Here is an 18,457-nt window from a genome sequence, read left to right as displayed (position 1 = left end):
AGAATTTGTGATCGCAGGCCCAGGCCCGCCCTCACGCCATTCCCTTTCGCCCCGACCCATGATCCCACCCGTCAGCACCCTCCACGGCCGCCTGAAAATGCAGCACCTGCGCCTGCTGCTGGCGGTGGAGGAGCGCGGTTCGCTGCGCCAGGCCGCGGAAGCACTGACGCTGACGCAGCCCGCGGTCAGCAAGATGCTGCAGGACATGGAAGAGCTGCTCGGCGTGCCGCTGTTCGAGCGCCACGCGCGCGGGCTGCGGGCCACGCGCTTCGGGCTGGCCGCGACGCGCTATGCGCGGCTGGTGTTTGCCGACATGGGCGGGCTGCGCGACGAGCTGGTGGCGCTGGAGTCCGGCAAGATCGGCCGCGTGCGGGTCGGCGCGGTGATGGCCCCAACCCCGGGGCTGCTTGCCGACGTGATCCGCCAGCTCAATCGCGACCATCCGCGGCTGGAGGTGGCGGTGCAGGTGGAGACCAGCGACGTGCTGATGCCGCAGCTTGAGCGCGACCAGCTCGATATCGTGCTGGGGCGCGTGCCGGACGGCTGGGACAGCAGCGGGCTGGAGTTCGAGCAGCTGGGCGACGAGGGCCTGGCCATCGTGGTTGGGCCGCAGCACCCGCTGGCGCGGCGGCGCAAGCTGTCGTTCGAGGAACTGACGCGCTACCCGTGGATCATGCAGCCGCGCCCCAGCCCGATGCGCGCGCTGATCGATCGTTCCTTCGAGGATGCGGGCGTGCCGGCGCCGCCGTCGACCATCGAGACCGCGGCGGTGCTGATGACCACGTCGTTGCTGGGCGACAGCGAGCTGATTGCGGTGCTGCCGGAGTCGGTCGCCGCCTACTACGGCCGGCTTGGCGCGCTGGCGGTGTTGCCGCTGCCCCTGCCGCGCAAGCTGGGGCCCTATGGCATTGTCACGCGGCGGGGCCGCCCGCTGACCGCATCGATGAGCTTGCTGATCGATGCGTTGCGGGCGTTGTCGAGGTAGGCGTCAGGCGCCCGTGCCCTGCCGCTTGCCGTCGATGCGCCACGCCTGGCGCTGCGGGCTGTCCGGGCGCAGCGACGCCGGCAGCAGGCCAGCCGGCATGTCCTGGTAGCTGACCGGGCGCAGGAAGCGCGCGATGGCGAGGCTGCCGACCGAGGTGCTGCGGCCATCCGAGGTTGCCGGCCAGGGCCCGCCATGCACCATCGCATGCCCGACCTCCACGCCCGTGCCGAAGCCATTGACCAGGATGCGTCCCGCCAGGCGCTCCAGCGCGGGCAGGAAGGCGCGGGCCGCGTCGTGGTCGGCATCGTCGATATGGAGCGCGGCGCTCAGCTGGCCTTCCAGTGCGTCGATGACGCGCCGCATCTCCGCCAGGTCGCTGCAGCGCACGACCAGCGCGGCGGCACCGAAGACTTCGTGGCGCAGCGCTTGGTCGGCCAGGAAGGCACCGGCGTCGGTGGCGAACAGCGCGGCCTGCCCCTGCGCAGCCGATCCCGCGATGCCACGGGCAACGGTCTGCACTTGCGCATGGCTGGCGAGCGTATCGACGCCGGCGCAATAGGCCCGATGGATGCCGGGCGTCAGCATGGTCGCCGCGGGCAACGTGCCCAGCCGTGACGACGCGGCTTGCAGGAAGCGATCCAGGCCGTCCCCCGCAACCGCCAGCACCAGGCCGGGGTTGGTGCAGAACTGCCCCGCGCCCAGCGTCAGCGCATCGGCAAAGGCCGTGCCGATGGCTTCGGCGCGATTGGCCAGCGCGCGCGGCAACAGCAGCACGGGGTTGATGCTGCTCATCTCGGCGAATACGGGGATCGGCTCGCCGCGTGCGGCTGCGATCGCCATCAGCGCCATGCCGCCGGCGCGTGAGCCGGTGAAACCGACCGCCTTGATGCGCGGGTCGGCCACCAGGCCTTGCCCGACCTCCAGTCCGGCATCGAACAGCAGCGAGAAGGTGCCTTCGGGCAGGTCCATGTCGTCGACGGCCTTGCGGATGGCGCGGCCGACCAGTTCCGATGTGCCCGGGTGCGCCGGATGCGCCTTGACGATGACCGGGCAGCCCGCGGCCAGGGCCGAGGCGGTGTCGCCGCCGGCCACCGAGAACGCCAGCGGGAAGTTGCTGGCGCCGAACACCGCCACCGGGCCCAGCGGGATCTGGCGCAGGCGCAGGTCGGGGCGCGGCAGCGGCTTGCGTTCGGGCTGGGCCGGATCGACGCGCAGGTCGAGGAAATCGTCCTGGCGCAGCAGGCTTGCAAACATGCGCAACTGCCCGACCGTGCGGCCGCGCTCGCCTTCGATGCGCGCGCGCGGCAGGCCGGATTCGCGGGTGCAGCGGTCGATCAGGACGTCGCCCAGCGCCAGGATATTGGCGGCGATGGCATCGAGGAAATCGGCGCGCCGCCCGGACGCGGTCTCGCGGTAGACGTCAAATGCCTGCCACGCCAGGCCGCAGGCCTGGTCCAGCTGCGCGGGCGTGGCGCCGCCGAAGGCCGGTTCGAGCGTGGCGCCAGTGGCCGCGTCGATGGCGTGGAGGGTGCCGTTGGTGCCGCGTTCCGCGCGGCGGCCGATCAGGAGTTCGCCTGAGAGAGTCATGCCTTGTCCTTTCGATCAGATCAGCGGGCCCAGCGCAGCACCAGCGGATCCAGCCGGCGCGCAATTTTCAACAAGCCTTCGCGGGTGGCCGGGTGCATCGGCTGCAGCGGGTGGCGCACCGCGTCAGAGGCGATCACGCCGCCTGCCTGCATCAGCACCTTGCTGGTGGCCAGCCAGCCTTGCCGGTTTTCGTAGTTGATCAGCGGCAGCCATTGCTGGTAGCGCTGCGCGGCCAGTTCGGCGTCGCCGGCCTGCCAGGCATCGAGGATCTGGCGGATGCCGTCCGGGAAGCCCGCTCCGGTCATGGCGCCGGTGGCGCCCGCTTCCACGTCGGCCATCAGCGTGATGGCCTCTTCGCCGTCCCAGGGACCGACAATGGCGTCGCCGCCCAGTTCGATCAGCTCGCGCAGCTTGGCCGCGGCCTGCGGCACTTCGATCTTGAAGTACGACACATTGCCGATCTCGCGCGCCATGCGCGCGAGGAACGGTGCGCTCAGCGTGGTGCCGCTGACCGGTGCGTCCTGGATCATGATGGGGATGTCGATGGCATCCGAGACCGTGGCGAAGAATTCGTAGATGCTGCGTTCGGGCACGCGGATGGTGGCGCCGTGGTAGGGCGGCATCACCATCACCATGGCCGCGCCCGCATCCTGCGCCGCGCGGCTGCGCTCGGCGCACAGGCGCGAGCTGAAATGCGTGGTGGTGACGATCACCGGCACGCGGCCGTTCACATGCTCGAGCACGGTCTTCATCAGCACGTTGCGCTCGTCGTCGCTCAGCACGAACTGCTCGGAGAAGTTGGCCAGGATGCAGATGCCGTGCGAACCGGCATCGATCATGAAGTCGATGCAACGGCGCTGGCCGTCGAGGTCGAGGCCGCCTTGGGCGTCAAAGATGGTGGGCGCTACCGGGAATACGCCGCGGTAGACAGTAGGGGATGGGGTGCGGGTCATGGTCTGCTCCGGCTGCTTGTGCATGGACCGGGCCAATATACGAGCCGTCTTGCGGGCTGTATATTGAAACCTTTCCATCTGGTGATCGCTTTTGCGACTCACTGATCCCGGCCATGAAATCCACCCTCGACACCCTGACGGGCCGGCTGCGCATGAAGCAGCTGCAACTGCTGATCGCGCTGGACGAGCACCCCTCGCTGCACCAGGCTGCCGCCGCCATGTCGATGACCCAGTCGGCGGCCAGCAAGTCGCTGCAGGAACTGGAGGGCATGCTGGAAGCGCCGTTGTTCGAGCGCTCCAGGCGCGGCATGCGCCCCAATGCCTTTGGCCATTGCGTGATCCGGCATGCACGGCAGCTGGTGGCCGACCTGGGCGCCATGTGCGAGGAGGTGGCGGGCATCCGCGCCGGCAGCGGCGGGCGGGTGGCCATCGGCGTGATCATGGGCGCGGTGCCGGAGGTACTGGTGCCGGCGCTGGCGCAGCTGCGCCAGGCGCAGCCGGAACTGGCGCTGGAGATCATCGAGGACACCAGCCTGCGCCTGCTGGGGCTGCTCGATGACGGCCACCTCGACCTGGTGATCGGCCGCTCGCTGGTCAGCGATGAACCGGCCCGGTATCACTACCACCCGCTGGGCGACGAGCGGGTCGCCGTCGTGGTGGGCCATTCGCACCCTGCGCCGCGCGCGCGTGCGATGGGGTTTGCCGACCTGGCGGGCTATCGCTGGATCACCTATGCCGGCCATATGCCGATGCACGCGCTGCTGCAGCGCGAGCTGGATCTGGCCGGCATGAGCGTCCCGGCCAATGCGATTTCGACCTCGTCAGCCTTGGTCACGGTGGCCATGCTGCAGGGCGACCCCGGGCTGGTGTCGCTGCTGCCGACCGGCGTGGCGGCGACGTTCGCGCGCCAGAAGATGCTGCGCATCCTGCCGGTGTCGCTGCAGTCCCGGCAGCAGACCTTTGGCATCGTGACGCGGCGCGGCGGCGCCCTGTCCGCGGCGGCGCGGCAGCTGGTGGCGATCCTGAAGGCCTTGCCGCGCGCCACGGAACAGACCCTAGGTATAACTCCAGGTGATCGCCAGTTCAAAAAACGTCAGTAGTGGCGAATCGCTGATGCTCCTATAGTCTGGCCATCCGCGCCGCAGAGCCGGACCGCAAAACCACGGAGACAGTAATGAAGACATGGATCGCCTGCGCACTCGCCGGCCTGGCCACGGTGGCGGCAACCGGCACCGCATGGGCCCAGGACACGCGGCCGCTGCGGCTGATGGTGGGCGCGGCGCCCGGCGGCGGCACCGACGTGATGGCGCGCATCGTCTCCGACAAGCTCTCCGCGCAACTGAAGCAGCCCGTGGTGGTGGACAACCGTCCCGGTGCTTCCAACACCATTGCGGCGGACATCACCGCCAAGGCGGCGCCGGATGGCAATACGCTGCTGATGGGCGTGGTCACCTCGCAGGCGATTGCGCCGCACCTGCTCAAGCTGCAGTTCGATCCGCTCAAGGACCTGGTGCCGGTGGCGCTGGTGTCGTCGGTGCCCAATGTGCTGGTGGTCAACACCCAGGTGCAGGCGCGCGACGTCAAGGCGCTGGTGGCGCAGATCCAGGCCAGCCCGGACAAGTTCCGCTACAGCTCGTCCGGGGTCGGCAGCACCCAGCACCTGGCCGGCGCGGCCTTTGCGCGCCAGATCCAGGGCAAGCTGCTGCACGTGCCGTACAAGAGCAGCAGCAGCGCGCTGGTGGACCTGATGGGCGGGCAGGTGGACATGAGCTTCGAGACCATGCCGTCGGTCATCAGCCATATCAAGGCCGGCAAGCTGCGCGCGCTGGCGGTCACCGCGGACCAGCGCTCGGCGCTGCTGCCCAACGTGCCCACGCTGGCTGAAGCGGGCGTGCCCGGCATCCAGATGAGCGCGTGGTACGGTGTCTATGCGCCGGCCGGCACGCCGCCGGCGACGCTGCAAAAGCTGGGCGCCGCGCTGGCCACGGTGATCAGGGACCCTGACACGGTACGCCGGCTGGGCGATGTGGGCGCGGTGCCCGGCACGCTGACCGCGGCGCAGTTCGATGCCTTTTCGCGTGCCGAGTATGCGCGCTATGGCAAGCTGATCGCTGAACTGGGCGTCAGGCTCGACCAATAATTTCCCGGAAGTCTCATGCATTCCCGTCCAAGAATCGCCATGGTGCTGGGCGACCCCGCCGGCATCGGCCCTGAACTGATCGCCAGGCTGCTGGCCGATCCCGCAACCGCCGCGCAGGCCGACATCCTGCTGATCGCCGACCGCGACGAATGGCGCCACGGCATGCAGGTCGCAGGCGCCGGCCTGGCGCTGGCCGAGACCGATGTGCCCGCCTTTGCCGATGACGGCAAGCCGCGCCTGTACCACTGGCAGCTGCCGGAGCGCCCGGCCTATGCGCGCGGCCAGGCCAGCGCCGAGGGCGGGCGCTACAGCCTGGGCACGCTGGCGCAGGCGCTGGGACTGGCGCAGGCGGGCCAGGCCGACGCCATCCTGTTCGGGCCGCTGAACAAGAGCTCGCTGCACGCCGCCGGCATGACACACAGCGATGAACTGCACTGGTTTGCCGAGCGGCTTGGCTATCACGGCAACTTCTGCGAGTTCAACGTGCTGGACGGGTTATGGACTTCGCGCGTGACCTCGCACGTGGCGCTCAAGGACGTGCCGGCGATGATCACGCACGAACGCGTGGGCGGCGCCATCGACCTGATCGACCAGGCCCTGCGCCGTGCCGGCATGGCGCGCCCGCGCATCGCGGTGTGCGGCCTGAACCCGCACAACGGCGACAACGGCGCCTTCGGCCGCGAAGAGATCGATGTGATCGCCCCGGCGGTGGCCGCGGCGCGCGAGCGCGGCGTGGCTGCCGACGGTCCGTTCCCGGCCGACACCATCTTCCTGAAAGTGCAGGGCGGGCCGTCGCAGCGGCAGTTCGATGCCATCGTCACCATGTATCACGACCAGGGCCAGATCGGCATCAAGCTGATGGGCTTCTCGCGCGGCGTGACGGTGCAGGGCGGGCTGCCGGTGCCGATCACCACGCCCGCGCACGGCACCGCTTTCGACATCACGCAGCAGGGCCGCGCCGATGCGGGCGCCACGCAGCAGGCGTTCCAGATTGCCTGCCGCATGGGTGCGCAACGGCGCGCCGTGGCCTAGCCACCCGCTTCACCACACCAACAGCAGCATGACCGCCCCCGGCGCGGCCGGGGAGCGTTCGCGCCAACGCATCGCCATCAGGAGCTGAACATGAAGATCACCAACGTCCGTGCCCGCGTCTTTGAATGGAAGGGCAAGACCGTGCCGCCGCAGGCGCATTTCTGCACCAACGCCACCGACATCCTGTTCGAGCGCGGCGACGCCATGGGCTCGTTCCGCTTCCATGGCTGGATGGTGGTGGAAGTGGAAACCGATACCGGCCTGGTCGGCATCGGCAACTGCGCGCTGGCGCCGCGCGTGGCCAAGGAGATCGTCGACCAGTATCTGGCGCCGGTGGTGATCGGCCAGGACCCGTTCGACAACGAATACCTGTGGCAGAAGATGTACCGCCGTACCCATGCGTGGGGCCGCAAGGGCATCGGCATGGCGGCGATCTCGGCGGTGGATATCGCGCTGTGGGACCTGATGGGCAAGGCGGTCGGCAAGCCGGTGTTCAAGCTGCTGGGCGGGCGCACCAAGGAAAAGATCTGGTGCTATGCCTCCAAGCTCTACAACAACGACGACCGCGACGCTTTCCTGGCCGAAGCACAGCGCTATCTCGACCAGGGCTTCACCGCGATGAAGATGCGCTTCGGCTACGGCCCCAAGGACGGCCCCGCCGGCATGCTGAAGAACCTCGAGCAGGTGCGCCTGCTGCGCGAGCTGGTCGGCGACGGCGTCGACATCATGCTGGAGTGCTACATGGGCTGGACCCTGGAGTACGCGCGCCGCATGCTGCCGCGCATGGCCGAGTTCAACCCGCGCTGGCTGGAAGAGCCGGTGATTGCCGACGATATCGAAGGCTATGCCGAACTGAAGAAGGCGAGCCCGTTCCCGATCTCTGGCGGCGAGCACGAGTTCACTTCATACGGCTTCAAGGACCTGCTCGAGCGCCGCGCGGTGGACGTGATCCAGTACGACACCAACCGCGTCGGCGGCATCACCGCGGCGCAGAAGATCAACGCCATGGCCGAGGCCTGGTCGGTGCCCGTGATCCCCCACGCCGGGCAGATGCACAACTACCACCTGACCATGGCGTCGACCGCTTCGCCGATGGCCGAGTACTTCCCGGTGCACGACGTCGAAGTCGGCAATGAGCTGTTCTACTACATCTTCAAGGGCGATCCCGCGCCGGACAACGGCTACCTGCAGCTGGACGACAACCTGCCGGGGCTGGGGCTGGAGCTGAACGAGGACTACTTCAGCCAGTTCGATATCATCGGCTGAAGCAGGCGGCAGGCGCCGGTTCAGCCCGGCGCCTGTCCCCCATAGATGGCCTGCCCGATTTCGCGCAGCGCATCGGCCACCAGCAGCGCGCCCGGCGACATCAGCCTGTCAGTCGGCGTGATCAGGCCGAAGTCGTCCATATGGCAGGGCATCGTCATCGGCAGGATCTCGACCATGCCGAACGCGGCGTAGTACTGTGCCACATCGGCGGTCAGCACCGCGATCATGTCCGATTGCGTCACCATGCGCGTCAGGAACAGCAGTGCGGCGGTCTCCACCACATTGACCGGCGGCGCCAGGCTGGCGCGCTGGAACATCAGCTCGAAGCGGTGGCGCAGCACCGTGCCCGCCGGCGGGATCAGCCACGCGGCCTCGGTGGTATCGGCCAGCGACAGGCCCTGTGCCGACAGCATCGGATGGCCCGGCCTGACCACCGCGCACACCGGCTCTTCCGACAGCGGCGCATAGCGCAGCCGCCCCTTGTCGTGTTCGGGAAACAGCCGCGCGACCACCATGTCCAGCTTTTCCTGCCCCAGGCGGTCGAGCAGCACGTTGCTGTTGTCGATCTCCACCGACACCCGCAGGCCCGGGTAGCGCGCCTTGATCTGCGCGATCGCCGGCGGCAGCAGCCGCACGCCCGGCGACGTGATGGCGCCGATCGCCACATGGCCGAGCCGGCCCGCCTTCAGGGCCAGCACTTCCTCACGCGCCTGGTTCAGGCTGCCAATCACCGCGCGCGCATGCCGGATCATCGCCCGCCCGTAGTCAGTCGGCTCCATGCCGCGCGGCAGGCGCTCGAACAGCGGCACCGACAGCATCTCTTCCAGTTCACGCAGCAGTTTCGACGCGGCCGGCTGCGTCATCGCCAGCCGCTCGGCGGCGCGATGGATGCTGCCTTCGTCGGCGACCGCCAGCAGCAGCAACAGTTGCCGGGTCTTGAGGCGGGTGTGGGTTTGCCAGAGCGGCGCGGTGTTCGGGGCAGGGGGAGGGACGGGGGCTTGCATAAATATCAGGGTTAATACCAATGCCGGAATCGATATGGCAATGGCCGAACTCTTCATTAGTAGCATATCGGCAAGCTGCATACACTCCGTCCGACAAAAGAAAAACGACCGGAGACAGCGTGGCGCCGCGCGGCCCTGACGCAACGCCGCTGGATCCGTCGTCCCTGCCATTCCGGCCGCCAGCCATGGCGGCCATCGCATCAGGAACAACATGTCGGATTCCAAGGACAAGCAACGCAAGCCGCTGCGCTCGACGGCGTGGTTCGGCAGCGCGGACAAGAACGGCTTCATGTACCGCAGCTGGATGAAGAACCAGGGCATCCCCGACCACGCCTTCGACGGCCGCCCCGTGATCGGCATCTGCAATACGTGGTCGGAACTGACGCCGTGCAACGCACACTTCCGCAAGCTGGCCGAGCACGTCAAGCGCGGGGTGTATGAAGCCGGCGGCTTCCCGGTCGAGTTCCCGGTCTTCTCCAACGGCGAGTCCAACTTGCGCCCGACCGCGATGCTGACGCGCAACCTGGCCGCGATGGATGTCGAGGAAGCGATCCGTGGCAATCCCATCGACGCGGTGGTGCTGCTGACCGGCTGCGACAAGACCACGCCGGCGCTGCTGATGGGCGCGGCCAGCTGCGACGTTCCGGCCATCGTCGTCACTGGCGGGCCGATGCTCAATGGCAAGCTCGACGGCAAGGACATCGGCTCGGGCACCGCGGTGTGGCAACTCCATGAATCGCTCAAGGCGGGCGAGATCAACCTGCACCAGTTCCTGTCGGCGGAGGCCGGCATGTCGCGCTCGGCCGGCACCTGCAACACCATGGGCACGGCCTCGACCATGGCCTGCATGGCCGAGGCGCTGGGCACCTCGCTGCCGCACAATGCGGCGATTCCCGCGGTGGACTCGCGCCGCTACGTGCTGGCCCACATGTCCGGCATCCGCATCGTCGAGATGGCGCGCGAGGACCTGACGCTGTCGAAGATCCTGACGCGCCAGGCCTTCGAGAACGCCATTCGCGTCAACGCCGCGATCGGCGGCTCCACCAACGCGGTGATCCACCTGAAGGCCATCGCGGGCCGCATCGGCGTGCCGCTGGAACTGGAAGACTGGAGCAAGGTGGGGCGCGACACGCCGACCATCGTCGACCTGATGCCGTCTGGCCGCTTCCTGATGGAAGAGTTTTACTACGCTGGCGGCCTGCCCGCGGTGCTGCGCCGCATGGGCGAAGCGGGCCTGCTGCCGCATCCTGATGCGCTGACCGTCAACGGCAAGGCGATCTGGGACAACGTCAGGGACGCGCCGATCACCAGCGATGAAGTGATCCGCCCGCTGGACCAGCCGCTGATCCGCGACGGCAGCATCCGCATCCTGCGCGGCAACCTGTCGCCGCGCGGGGCGGTGCTCAAGCCTTCGGCCGCCACGCCCAGGCTGCTGCGCCATCGCGGCCGCGCCGTGGTGTTCGAGAACCTGGAGCATTACAAGGAACGCATCGTCGATGAAGCGCTCGACGTCGACGAGAACTCGGTGCTGGTGCTCAAGCGCTGCGGCCCGCGTGGCTACCCGGGCATGGCCGAGGTCGGCAACATGGGCCTGCCGCCCAAGCTGTTGCGCCAGGGCGTCAAGGACATGGTGCGCATCTCCGATGCGCGCATGAGCGGCACCGCCTACGGCACGGTGGTGCTGCACGTGGCGCCGGAAGCCGCGGCGGGCGGCCCGCTGGCGATCGTGCGCGATGGCGACTGGATCGAACTCGACTGCGAGGCCGGGCGTCTGCACCTCGATATCGATGAAGCCGAGTTCGCGCGCCGCATGGCCGACGTGCAGCCGCTGGAAGCCCCGGCCGACGGCGGCTATCGCAAGCTTTACGTCAACCACGTACTGCAGGCGGACGAGGGCTGCGACCTCGACTTCCTGGTGGGCTGCCGCGGCCGCGAGGTGCCGCGCCACTCGCACTGAACCACGGCGCCGGCTGCCGCCGCGCAGCCGGCGCGATCCTGCCTGCCACAATAAGAGGAGACTTGCCATGCACGGCACCCAGACCGCGCCGATCGAGCGCGCCGCCCCGGGCGAACATTCACAAGCGATGGAGGAAAGCCGCATCATCGGCATGCTGGTGCGCCGGCTGATCCCGTTCCTGGCGCTGATCTACGTGGTCGCGTATATCGACCGCTCCGTGGTCGGCTTCGCCAAGCTGCACATGAACGCGGCCGTCGGCATCAGCGATGCGGCCTATGGCCTGGGCGCCGGCCTGTTCTTCGTCGGCTACTTCCTTTGCGAAGTGCCTAGCAACCTGGCGCTGGAGCGCTTCGGCGCACGCCGCTGGTTTGCGCGCATCCTGCTCACGTGGGGCATCATCACCATGGCGATGGCGCTGACCAGCGGCCCCCACAGCTTCTATGCCCTGCGCTTCCTGCTGGGCGCGGCCGAAGCGGGCCTCTACCCCGGCATCCTCTACTTCCTGACCAAGTGGTTCCCGATGCGGCACCGCGCACGCATCATCGGACTGCTGGTGCTGGCGCAGCCGATCGCACTGATCATCACGGGTCCGCTGGCGGGGCTGGTGCTGTCGACCCATGGCCTGTTCGGCATGGACAACTGGCAGACGCTGTTCGTGCTGAGCGGCCTGCCCGCGGTGCTATTGTGCCTGCCCACGCTGAAGCTGCTGCCCGAGTCCCCGGCCAGCGCGGCGTGGCTCGCGCCGGGCGACCGCGCCTGGATCGAGCGTGAACTGGCTGCCGACCAGGCCGCCTACGCGCTGAAATCCCACGGCAATCCGCTGCAGGCGCTCCGGGACAAGCGCGTACTGCTGCTGTCGCTGCTGTTTCTGCCGTTCCCGCTGAGCATCTACGGGCTGTCGCTGTGGCTGCCGACCATCATCAAGCAATTCGGCGTTACCGATGCAATGACCGGGCTGCTGTCGGCCGTGCCCTACCTGTTTGCCGTGGTCGGGCTTTACCTGGTGCCGCGCCATTCGGACCGCAAGCGCGAGCGCTACGGCCATATCGTGGTGGTGTCCGGCATGGCGGCGGTGACCATGGCGCTGAGCGCATGGGTCCAGTCGCCGGCGCTGCAGTTCCTGTTTATCTGTCTGACGGCTTTCTCGATCTATTCGATCCAGGCGGTGGTGTGGGCGCTGCCGGGTGAGTTCCTGACCGGCGCCAGCGCCGCGGTGGGCATCGCCACGATCAACTCGCTGGCCAACCTCGGCGGCTACTTCGGGCCGTATGGCATCGGCGTGATCAAGGACGCCACCGGCAGCCTTGCCGCCGGCCTGTATTTCCTGGCAGTGATGCTGCTGTTTGCGGTGCTGATGGCCTTCGTCGTGCGCGCCGCGCTGCGGCCCGCAGCTGGGCCGGCATGAGGGTGGAAGGCGGCCAAAGGGGGCCTCACGGCCGCCGCTTCTTCCACTCATAATCCGGTGGCGGATCCGCCGCACCTGCCCGGCCCACCGAGTTGGGATTCTCCGAGCACAGCGTGACAAAGCTCACCGGCTCGCCCGCGTGCTGGCGCTGGCGCAGCGCTTCGGTAAAGCGCAGCGCCTCGCGCATGGCATCGCTGGGGAATGACTGCGCGTGGGGCCGTAGCCCGGTGCCGTCGGCTTCGGACCAGTAGACCATATACATTGGGCTTCCTCCTGGTTGCGCCGGACCATTGTGCCGGGTCCTGCAACCTTCGTTCCCGGCGCTGGGATTATTGCACGGTGGCCACCGCGTGCTGGACAAGGCGTGCGGTGCCGAGGCCGAAGGCGCGCCGCAGCTCTGAGGCAGGCGCTGGCGCGGGCTGCCGAGCGCCGGTCCGGCGCTTGCGCATCATGCAAAGTCCGGCTTGCTGACCATCAGCCAGAACACTGCCAGCAGTGCCGTGAATGCCGGAACGCCAAGCCAGAACCAGAGGCGCGCATAGGCCCAGTACCGGGCAGGAAGCGGCGTGCCGCTGGCATCGGCCGCCCGGGCGAGATCGCGCATGCGTAGCTGGAGCCAGACCACCGGCAGCCAGCAGGCCCCGGCAAGCAGGTACAGGCAGCTTGCATAGGCGATCCATCCGCCAAGCATCGGGTAGCCGGCGTAGTACGCCATGGCGAAGCCTGTCACCGGCTGCACGATGACGGCCGGCGTGGTGAAGATCCAGTCGGCAAGCACGGTACGCTCGGTGGTGATGCGGATTGCCCGCACATCCGCGCTGCGGTCTGCCATCCATTTAAAGAAGGCGATGCCAATGCCCGTGCCAAACAGTGCCGTGGAACTCAGGACATGCAGCCACTTGATCAGCAGGTAGCCGCTCATGCCTGAACCTCCCGCACGTCGAATCCCTGCAGGGCAGCCAGGTATTCCTCTACCGACAGGATGCCGACGCAGGGGGTGGCGCCGCAGGGTGGCTGCTCTCCCCGCGCCAGCCTTGTTGCCAGCGCAATGGAGGCGCCACAGGGAATATGCGGCCCGTGATTCCGGGCCGCAACCAGATGCCAGTCGATCCGAAGCGGTGCGCCGTCATGAGCCAGCCCCTCCATCGAAACGAACATGCCGCCCTTGTCGCTGACCAGGGGCTCCAGCCATTGGCTGATGCGATGCAGCGGACGGACCAGCGGGGTGAGCCTGGGAATCAGGCGCAGCCGGACCAGTTGTGAGGCGGCCCAGACGAACAAGTGACCGGCGGCACTGGCGAAGCCCGCGTGGAACGTCACGGTTTGCACCGTCGGATAGCGCCGCGGGAACAGCACCAGGTCCGGCACGTCGCAACTGCCGAGCAAGCGGGGGCCGACTGGCGCGGGAAAGCGATGGCGCCGGAGGTCCAGCCAGCCGTGGGTGGATTGCCATCGGCCGTTCTCCAGCCTGGAAAATGCCTTGCCACAGTAGCCGAACACCCCTCGCATGGTGGCCACGCCGGGTGATCGCGCGCCGGAGCCGATGCCGTGGCGAATTGACTCGAGCCGGCCGAACTGCTTCAGGTATCGATCGACCACCGCCGACGAAAGCGCGGGCAATGAGCTTGCCCCGCTGGTCACAAACACCCCCTGGTCCCGGGCGGCCTGATCGAGGCACCCAATGCCGTTGACGAAGTCGCGGCCATCCGCCAGATCGATATAGTTTGCCCCGGCGGAAATGGCAGCTCTTGCCACCGCGTAGTCCTGCCCCTGGAAGGGGCCGGCTGTATGAACGACGGTATCGACGTCCAGTTCTCCCAAGCGCTGCGCGAGCGACGGGGCGCGCGCATCGAGGGCAAGGCCTTGCTCCGCCGCAAGTCCAAGTCCATGGGCGAATTCACGCGCACGCTGGCCGTCGCGTCCGGCAATCAGCAAGCGGATTTGATGATTTTGCGCCAGCGCCTGGCTGATGCGCGCGCCAAAAAAGCCATAACCGCCCAGGACAAGTACCGTATGCATATTCCAGCCATGCGATCGTAGTGACGATTCCTGAGCCGGATTGTAGGGAATCGAGCAGCCAGGTGGCGCAAATACAGGCCAAGGGGGGTGGGGGCCAAGAAAAAACCCGCGAACTTCGCGGGTTCAAGTCCCTGCCCGCAGGATCGGGCTTGGAGGAGACAACCACAGGAAAACAGTTCGTGCCTGGTCAGCCCAGGCTGTACTTGACGACCTGTTCCTCGACGCCGACAAAGCGCACCAGCTGACGCAGGCCGCTGGCGTATTCCTTGACATGGTGCCCGTCAGGCGTATCGGGCAGACGGTAGTAGATTGGCGCCTTGTCGCGCATTGGCGTCAGGAAGCTGAGCGGGCGCTCGCCAGCGTCGGCTTCCCAGGCCACGTCGCGATCTTCGGCAAGCAGGGTTTTTCCGGTCATGGACACACTCCAGGGTTGCTGCGTGGTGCGGCCGGGGGTGGATTGTGTTGCTCGCACTGGTTTCAATGTATGGAATGTATGGCATGCGGGGCAAAAATGCCATTCAGCGTTTTTTAATTCTGGTTGCGAGGAAATTTCGAAACTGGCAAATTTGATGAATCAATGGTTTGAGCGCCATGCCAGGGAAGGCAAGGACCGAGGCGGCGGCTACGCGGCGCCAGGCCGGCATTGCGCTACCATAGCGCCAGTTTTTTGCAGTCCGGCCGCCGGCGCGCATGCGTGCCATACCCGCCGCCAACCCTACCCGCCCCAAAACCATAACCGCCCCCGCGGGCCCCGCCCAGACGCATGTCGACCCAGCACGCCTTGTTGATCTCCCTGATCGAAAAGCCATCGTCCGGCTACGACCTGGCGCGGCGCTTTGACCGTTCCATCGGCTATTTCTGGCATGCCACGCACCAGCAGATCTACCGCGAGCTGGGACGCATGGCGGACAACGGCTGGATTGCCGCCGACGAGAGCGATGCTGAAGGCGAGGGCTCCGCGGACCGCAGGAACCGCAAGAAGGTCTACCGGGTGCTGCCGGCCGGCCGCGGCGAACTGGCGCGCTGGGTGCTGGCGCCGGGCGCCGGACTGGACCAGCGTGAGGAGATCCTGGTCAAGCTGCGCGCCGATGCAGTGATCGGGCCGCTAGGCCTCGGTGAAGAGATGCGGCGGCTGATCGCGCTGCACCGGGGGCGGCTGGAGACTTACCTTGCCATCGAGCGGCGCGATTTCTCGGCGCCGGACATGGACCGCGCGCAGCGGTTGCGCTATGCGCTGCTGCAGCGCGGTATCCGCTTCGAGAACGACTGGGTGGCCTGGGGCGAGGAACTGCTGCCCCTGCTGTAGCCGCACCGCGCATGGGCGGGCGGCTACAGGCTGCTAGGGGAAATGACTGGCTGCGTCAGGCCAGGTCGACGGCACGCGTGCCGGCCTGCTTCGCTTCGCCCAGGCCCAGGCGGCGGCGCGCCAGCGCATATTCCTCGGCGAAGCGGCGCACCAGCTCGCCCGCGGGCACCACGCGCTTGATCGCGCCCACGCCCTGGCCGGCGCCCCAGATGTCCTTCCACGCCTTGACGCTGGTGGAGCCGAAATTCATCTTCGACGGATCGGATTCGGGCAGCGCGTTCGGGTCCAGCCCGGCGCGCTCGATGCTGCCGCGCAAGTAGTTGCCGTGCACGCCGGTGAACAGGTTGGAATAGACGATGTCGTTGGCGCTGCTGTCGACGATCATTTGCTTGTAGCCGTCCTGCGCATTGGCTTCCTGCGTGGCGATAAAGGCCGAGCCGATATAGGCCAGGTCGGCGCCGGCGGCCTGCGCGGCCAGGATGGCGTCGCCGCTGGAGATCGCGCCCGACAGCAGCAGCGGGCCGTCGAACCATTCGCGGATCTCGTGCAGCAGCGCGAACGGCGACAGCGTGCCAGCATGGCCGCCGGCACCGGCGGCAACCGCCACCAGCCCGTCCGCACCCTTCTCGATGGCCTTGCGCGCGAAGGCGTTGTTGATCACGTCATGGAGCACGATGCCGCCGTAGGAGTGCACCGCGTCATTGACTTCCTTGCGCGCGCCCAGCGAGGTGATCACGATGGGCACCTTGTAGCGCACGCACAGCTCCAGGTCATGCTCCAGGCGGTCGTTGGACTTGTGCACGATCTGGTTGACGGCGAACGGCGCCGACGGGCGGTCGGGGTGCTTCGCGTCGTGCTCGGCCAGCTCGGTCGTGATGCGGTCCAGCCATTCCTCCAGCTTGGGCGCCGGGCGCGCATTCAGCGCGGGGAACGAACCCACCACGCCGGCCTTGCACTGGGCGATGACCAGGTCGGGGTTGGAGATGATGAACAGCGGCGAGCAGACCACCGGCAGCGACAGCCGGTTCTGGAGTTGGGCGGGAAGGGCCATGGGTGAAGTCTCCTGGGTAATTCGGGGTAGTCCGGTGAAGCGAATGCGATGCGAAGCGGGCCTCAGGCCGCGCCGGTCAGCACGTCCTTCTGGCTGGCCAGGCGCGCGCCCATGGCGGCGGCCAGCGCCTCCAGGCCGGAGCGCGGGCGCACCATGACTTCGAACTCGGCAATACGGCCGGCGTCGTCGAAGCGGATCATGTCGATGCCCTTGAGGGCCTTGCCATCCACCGCGGCGCTGAATTCCAGCACCACGCTATGGCCGTCGTCGCTGACAAAGCTGCGGTGATAGCGGAAGTCCTGGAACACCTGGTTCACCGTGGTCAGCACCAGCGCGATCGCGGCGCGGCCGGGATATGGCGTGTGCGCGACCGGCGAGCGGAACACCACCTCATCGGCCACGATGGCATCGAGCCCGGCCATGGAATGCGTGGCGATCATGTGGTGCCAGGCGTCGAGCGACGCCTGGGCGGCGGGAATCAGGTTGGCGGTGGTGGTCACGGGGTCTCCTGGGCGGGCGTCGGTGCGCGGGCGTCTGGTCTGGTTATCTCGAATCTTTCGTATCTCGCTCTATGCAACCAGTTGCATAATGAGTCGAAAGGTAGCACGCTCCGCGGCACCATGCAAGGCATGCCCGCTCCCACCTGCCGCGCAGTGACGCGTTGTCTACAATAGGCGGGATTGCCCCCCGGGGCCGCCGGCCCAACGCAGGAGAGTCAGTGATCACTAAGCCCAGCGCCGCCCATCTTGAACAGGCGGCCTTGTTCGATGCCGACCTGGCCGCCTGGCGCGACCACCCGGAGCGCGCGTTCGACGGCTGGCTGGCGCAGCATGGCTTTCGCCACGGCACCAGCGTGGTCTACCGCGCCATGTGGGGCAAGCTGCTGCGCTGGTCGGCCGAACGCGGCCTGCCGCCGCTGAGCTGGTCGGCCGAGCAGATCGGCGAGTTCCTGGACGCGCAGCAGCTGCACAAATCGCACCGCTATCGCTATACGCGGCTGATCGAACGGGTCTTCCACCACCTTTCCCGGCTGCGCGAGGGCATGCACAACCCCGGCAGCCAGGCGGTGCGCGCCCACCTGGCCGAGGGCGAGAACGATCCCACCGCGTTCCTGCTGCCCGGCGAGCGTGACCTGCTGGTGGCACGCATCCTCGGCCCCGCCGGTCTGCCGGCGGGGGCTGCGGGCGGCGCGGCGTCGCCCACGCAATGGAAGCGCGCGCGCGACGCGGCGTTGCTGGCCGTGCTGCTGGGCGGCGGGGTGAAGGTCGCGGAAGCCCGGGCACTGCGGGTCGATGTGATCGAGGACGGCGCTCCCGGCCGGATGGCACTGCGCATGGTGCGCACGGACAACGGCCGGGCCTACACCGTGCCGCTGTTCCCGCTGGCCCATGCGCCGCTGCGAGCCTGGCTGGCGCTGCGCGAAGCGTCGGGCACGCTTGGCAGCCTGGTGTTCCCGGCAATGCCGGCGGGGCGGCCGATGCATGCCGCGTCGGTCTACCGGCGCGTGGAGATCCTGCTGGACGAGGCCGGCGTGCTGGCCGGGCGCAGCGAGCGGGCGTCACCGCAGACGCTGCGCAATACCTGCGCCGCCATGCATTTCGATGCCGGCACGGCACCGGCCGAGGTGGCCCAGTGCTTGGGCATGCGCGACCTGGAATCGGGCTGGCGGCTGCGCGCCGCCTATGAAGCCTGGCAGCAGCGGGCGGGGCTGGTGGCCGAGGCGGTGGCCGTGCGCCCCTGACGCCACACGTG

The 18,457-nt window shown here is 68.0% G+C and carries 19 protein-coding genes; 9 read left to right on the top strand and 10 right to left on the bottom strand.

Annotation, left to right across the window (positions count from 1 at the left end):
• The first annotated feature begins 58 nt into the window (after positions 1 to 58).
• Positions 59 to 985, top strand: a complete 927-nt coding sequence (locus ACZ5MJ_RS25070; protein WP_464226381.1) for a LysR family transcriptional regulator — start codon at positions 59 to 61, stop codon at positions 983 to 985.
• 3 nt (positions 986 to 988) lie between these two features.
• Here ACZ5MJ_RS25070 and ACZ5MJ_RS25065 read toward each other — a convergent pair whose 3' ends face one another.
• Together ACZ5MJ_RS25065 and ACZ5MJ_RS25060 are read right to left on the bottom strand one after the other, a co-directional pair.
• A complete protein-coding gene (locus ACZ5MJ_RS25065; protein ID WP_464226380.1) occupies positions 989 to 2,572 on the bottom strand; it encodes an aldehyde dehydrogenase (NADP(+)) in 1,584 nt (527 codons plus the stop codon).
• 20 nt (positions 2,573 to 2,592) lie between these two features.
• Positions 2,593 to 3,525, bottom strand: a complete 933-nt coding sequence (locus ACZ5MJ_RS25060) for a dihydrodipicolinate synthase family protein (protein ID WP_464226379.1) — start codon at positions 3,523 to 3,525, stop codon at positions 2,593 to 2,595.
• A gap of 113 nt (positions 3,526 to 3,638) precedes the next feature.
• On the opposite strand from ACZ5MJ_RS25060, the gene ACZ5MJ_RS25055 reads away from it, so the two are divergent.
• From ACZ5MJ_RS25055 to ACZ5MJ_RS25040, 4 genes are all read left to right on the top strand, one after another.
• Positions 3,639 to 4,625 (top strand): LysR family transcriptional regulator, encoded by a 987-nt coding sequence (locus tag ACZ5MJ_RS25055; protein ID WP_464226378.1) that lies wholly within the window; start codon positions 3,639 to 3,641, stop codon positions 4,623 to 4,625.
• 74 nt (positions 4,626 to 4,699) lie between these two features.
• Positions 4,700 to 5,665, top strand: coding sequence for a Bug family tripartite tricarboxylate transporter substrate binding protein (locus ACZ5MJ_RS25050; RefSeq protein ID WP_464226377.1), 966 nt, complete (start codon positions 4,700 to 4,702; stop codon positions 5,663 to 5,665).
• Between the two features lie 15 nt (positions 5,666 to 5,680).
• Entirely contained in the window at positions 5,681 to 6,697 is a 1,017-nt protein-coding gene (locus ACZ5MJ_RS25045) for a 4-hydroxythreonine-4-phosphate dehydrogenase PdxA (protein WP_464226376.1), read from the top strand.
• A gap of 90 nt (positions 6,698 to 6,787) precedes the next feature.
• Positions 6,788 to 7,963, top strand: a complete 1,176-nt coding sequence (locus ACZ5MJ_RS25040) for an L-rhamnonate dehydratase (RefSeq protein WP_464226375.1) — start codon at positions 6,788 to 6,790, stop codon at positions 7,961 to 7,963.
• Between the two features lie 20 nt (positions 7,964 to 7,983).
• Here ACZ5MJ_RS25040 and ACZ5MJ_RS25035 read toward each other — a convergent pair whose 3' ends face one another.
• Positions 7,984 to 8,967 carry a LysR substrate-binding domain-containing protein gene (locus ACZ5MJ_RS25035; protein ID WP_464226374.1) on the bottom strand — a complete coding sequence of 328 codons (984 nt, stop codon included), beginning with the start codon at positions 8,965 to 8,967 and terminating at the stop codon, positions 7,984 to 7,986.
• A gap of 211 nt (positions 8,968 to 9,178) precedes the next feature.
• Between ACZ5MJ_RS25035 and ACZ5MJ_RS25030 the strand changes: the two genes are divergently transcribed.
• Positions 9,179 to 10,924 (top strand): IlvD/Edd family dehydratase, encoded by a 1,746-nt coding sequence (locus ACZ5MJ_RS25030; protein ID WP_464226373.1) that lies wholly within the window; start codon positions 9,179 to 9,181, stop codon positions 10,922 to 10,924.
• A 67-nt stretch (positions 10,925 to 10,991) separates the two neighbouring features.
• Positions 10,992 to 12,329, top strand: coding sequence for an MFS transporter (locus tag ACZ5MJ_RS25025; RefSeq protein WP_464226371.1), 1,338 nt, complete (start codon positions 10,992 to 10,994; stop codon positions 12,327 to 12,329).
• Between the two features lie 25 nt (positions 12,330 to 12,354).
• On the opposite strand, the gene ACZ5MJ_RS25020 is transcribed toward ACZ5MJ_RS25025, so the two are convergent.
• The 5 genes from ACZ5MJ_RS25020 to ACZ5MJ_RS25000 form a co-directional block, all read right to left on the bottom strand.
• Positions 12,355 to 12,591, bottom strand: coding sequence for a hypothetical protein (locus tag ACZ5MJ_RS25020; protein ID WP_464226370.1), 237 nt, complete (start codon positions 12,589 to 12,591; stop codon positions 12,355 to 12,357).
• A gap of 186 nt (positions 12,592 to 12,777) precedes the next feature.
• The gene (locus tag ACZ5MJ_RS25015; RefSeq protein WP_464226369.1) at positions 12,778 to 13,251 is read right to left on the bottom strand and encodes a DUF2269 family protein; all 474 of its coding nucleotides are present in this window, start codon (positions 13,249 to 13,251) and stop codon (positions 12,778 to 12,780) included.
• The gene (locus tag ACZ5MJ_RS25010; RefSeq protein ID WP_464226368.1) at positions 13,248 to 14,348 is read right to left on the bottom strand and encodes a saccharopine dehydrogenase family protein; all 1,101 of its coding nucleotides are present in this window, start codon (positions 14,346 to 14,348) and stop codon (positions 13,248 to 13,250) included. Before ACZ5MJ_RS25010 ends, ACZ5MJ_RS25015 begins: the two co-directional genes overlap by 4 nt.
• Positions 14,349 to 14,535: 187 nt before the next feature.
• Complete coding sequence (locus tag ACZ5MJ_RS25005) at positions 14,536 to 14,763, bottom strand: hypothetical protein (RefSeq protein WP_464226367.1); 228 nt, start codon at positions 14,761 to 14,763, stop codon at positions 14,536 to 14,538.
• 103 nt (positions 14,764 to 14,866) lie between these two features.
• Positions 14,867 to 15,049: a hypothetical protein gene (locus ACZ5MJ_RS25000; protein ID WP_464226366.1), complete on the bottom strand. Its 183-nt coding sequence runs from the start codon at positions 15,047 to 15,049 to the stop codon at positions 14,867 to 14,869.
• A gap of 62 nt (positions 15,050 to 15,111) precedes the next feature.
• Between ACZ5MJ_RS25000 and ACZ5MJ_RS24995 the strand changes: the two genes are divergently transcribed.
• Positions 15,112 to 15,654, top strand: a complete 543-nt coding sequence (locus tag ACZ5MJ_RS24995; protein WP_464226365.1) for a PadR family transcriptional regulator — start codon at positions 15,112 to 15,114, stop codon at positions 15,652 to 15,654.
• 55 nt (positions 15,655 to 15,709) lie between these two features.
• Here the strand turns inward: ACZ5MJ_RS24995 and ACZ5MJ_RS24990 are convergent, their stop codons facing one another.
• Together ACZ5MJ_RS24990 and ACZ5MJ_RS24985 are read right to left on the bottom strand one after the other, a co-directional pair.
• Positions 15,710 to 16,705, bottom strand: coding sequence for an NAD(P)H-dependent flavin oxidoreductase (locus tag ACZ5MJ_RS24990; RefSeq protein ID WP_464226363.1), 996 nt, complete (start codon positions 16,703 to 16,705; stop codon positions 15,710 to 15,712).
• Positions 16,706 to 16,767: 62 nt separating this feature from the next.
• Complete coding sequence (locus ACZ5MJ_RS24985; protein WP_078201330.1) at positions 16,768 to 17,145, bottom strand: nuclear transport factor 2 family protein; 378 nt, start codon at positions 17,143 to 17,145, stop codon at positions 16,768 to 16,770.
• A gap of 278 nt (positions 17,146 to 17,423) precedes the next feature.
• On the opposite strand from ACZ5MJ_RS24985, the gene ACZ5MJ_RS24980 reads away from it, so the two are divergent.
• On the top strand, positions 17,424 to 18,446 hold the full coding sequence (locus ACZ5MJ_RS24980) for a tyrosine-type recombinase/integrase (protein WP_464226362.1): 1,023 nt from the start codon (positions 17,424 to 17,426) through the stop codon (positions 18,444 to 18,446).
• The last annotated feature ends 11 nt before the right edge of the window (positions 18,447 to 18,457 follow it).

Source organism: Cupriavidus sp. LA-1 (assembly GCF_055385985.1).
Note: the sequence above shows the minus strand (reverse complement) of the source record. Positions and strands in the feature narration are given on the sequence as shown.

Bases quoted from the DNA above. Each gene is read 5' to 3' on its own strand.
- ACZ5MJ_RS25070 (WP_464226381.1), top strand. From the start codon at position 59: ATGATCCCACCCGTCAGCACCCTCCACGGCCGCCTGAAAATGCAGCAC.
- ACZ5MJ_RS25065 (WP_464226380.1), bottom strand. From the start codon at position 2,572: ATGACTCTCTCAGGCGAACTCCTGATCGGCCGCCGCGCGGAACGCGGC.
- ACZ5MJ_RS25060 (WP_464226379.1), bottom strand. From the start codon at position 3,525: ATGACCCGCACCCCATCCCCTACTGTCTACCGCGGCGTATTCCCGGTA.
- ACZ5MJ_RS25055 (WP_464226378.1), top strand. From the start codon at position 3,639: ATGAAATCCACCCTCGACACCCTGACGGGCCGGCTGCGCATGAAGCAG.
- ACZ5MJ_RS25050 (WP_464226377.1), top strand. From the start codon at position 4,700: ATGAAGACATGGATCGCCTGCGCACTCGCCGGCCTGGCCACGGTGGCG.
- ACZ5MJ_RS25045 (WP_464226376.1), top strand. From the start codon at position 5,681: ATGCATTCCCGTCCAAGAATCGCCATGGTGCTGGGCGACCCCGCCGGC.
- ACZ5MJ_RS25040 (WP_464226375.1), top strand. From the start codon at position 6,788: ATGAAGATCACCAACGTCCGTGCCCGCGTCTTTGAATGGAAGGGCAAG.
- ACZ5MJ_RS25035 (WP_464226374.1), bottom strand. From the start codon at position 8,967: ATGCAAGCCCCCGTCCCTCCCCCTGCCCCGAACACCGCGCCGCTCTGG.
- ACZ5MJ_RS25030 (WP_464226373.1), top strand. From the start codon at position 9,179: ATGTCGGATTCCAAGGACAAGCAACGCAAGCCGCTGCGCTCGACGGCG.
- ACZ5MJ_RS25025 (WP_464226371.1), top strand. From the start codon at position 10,992: ATGCACGGCACCCAGACCGCGCCGATCGAGCGCGCCGCCCCGGGCGAA.
- ACZ5MJ_RS25020 (WP_464226370.1), bottom strand. From the start codon at position 12,591: ATGTATATGGTCTACTGGTCCGAAGCCGACGGCACCGGGCTACGGCCC.
- ACZ5MJ_RS25015 (WP_464226369.1), bottom strand. From the start codon at position 13,251: ATGAGCGGCTACCTGCTGATCAAGTGGCTGCATGTCCTGAGTTCCACG.
- ACZ5MJ_RS25010 (WP_464226368.1), bottom strand. From the start codon at position 14,348: ATGCATACGGTACTTGTCCTGGGCGGTTATGGCTTTTTTGGCGCGCGC.
- ACZ5MJ_RS25005 (WP_464226367.1), bottom strand. From the start codon at position 14,763: ATGACCGGAAAAACCCTGCTTGCCGAAGATCGCGACGTGGCCTGGGAA.
- ACZ5MJ_RS25000 (WP_464226366.1), bottom strand. From the start codon at position 15,049: ATGGCACGCATGCGCGCCGGCGGCCGGACTGCAAAAAACTGGCGCTAT.
- ACZ5MJ_RS24995 (WP_464226365.1), top strand. From the start codon at position 15,112: ATGTCGACCCAGCACGCCTTGTTGATCTCCCTGATCGAAAAGCCATCG.
- ACZ5MJ_RS24990 (WP_464226363.1), bottom strand. From the start codon at position 16,705: ATGGCCCTTCCCGCCCAACTCCAGAACCGGCTGTCGCTGCCGGTGGTC.
- ACZ5MJ_RS24985 (WP_078201330.1), bottom strand. From the start codon at position 17,145: ATGATCGCCACGCATTCCATGGCCGGGCTCGATGCCATCGTGGCCGAT.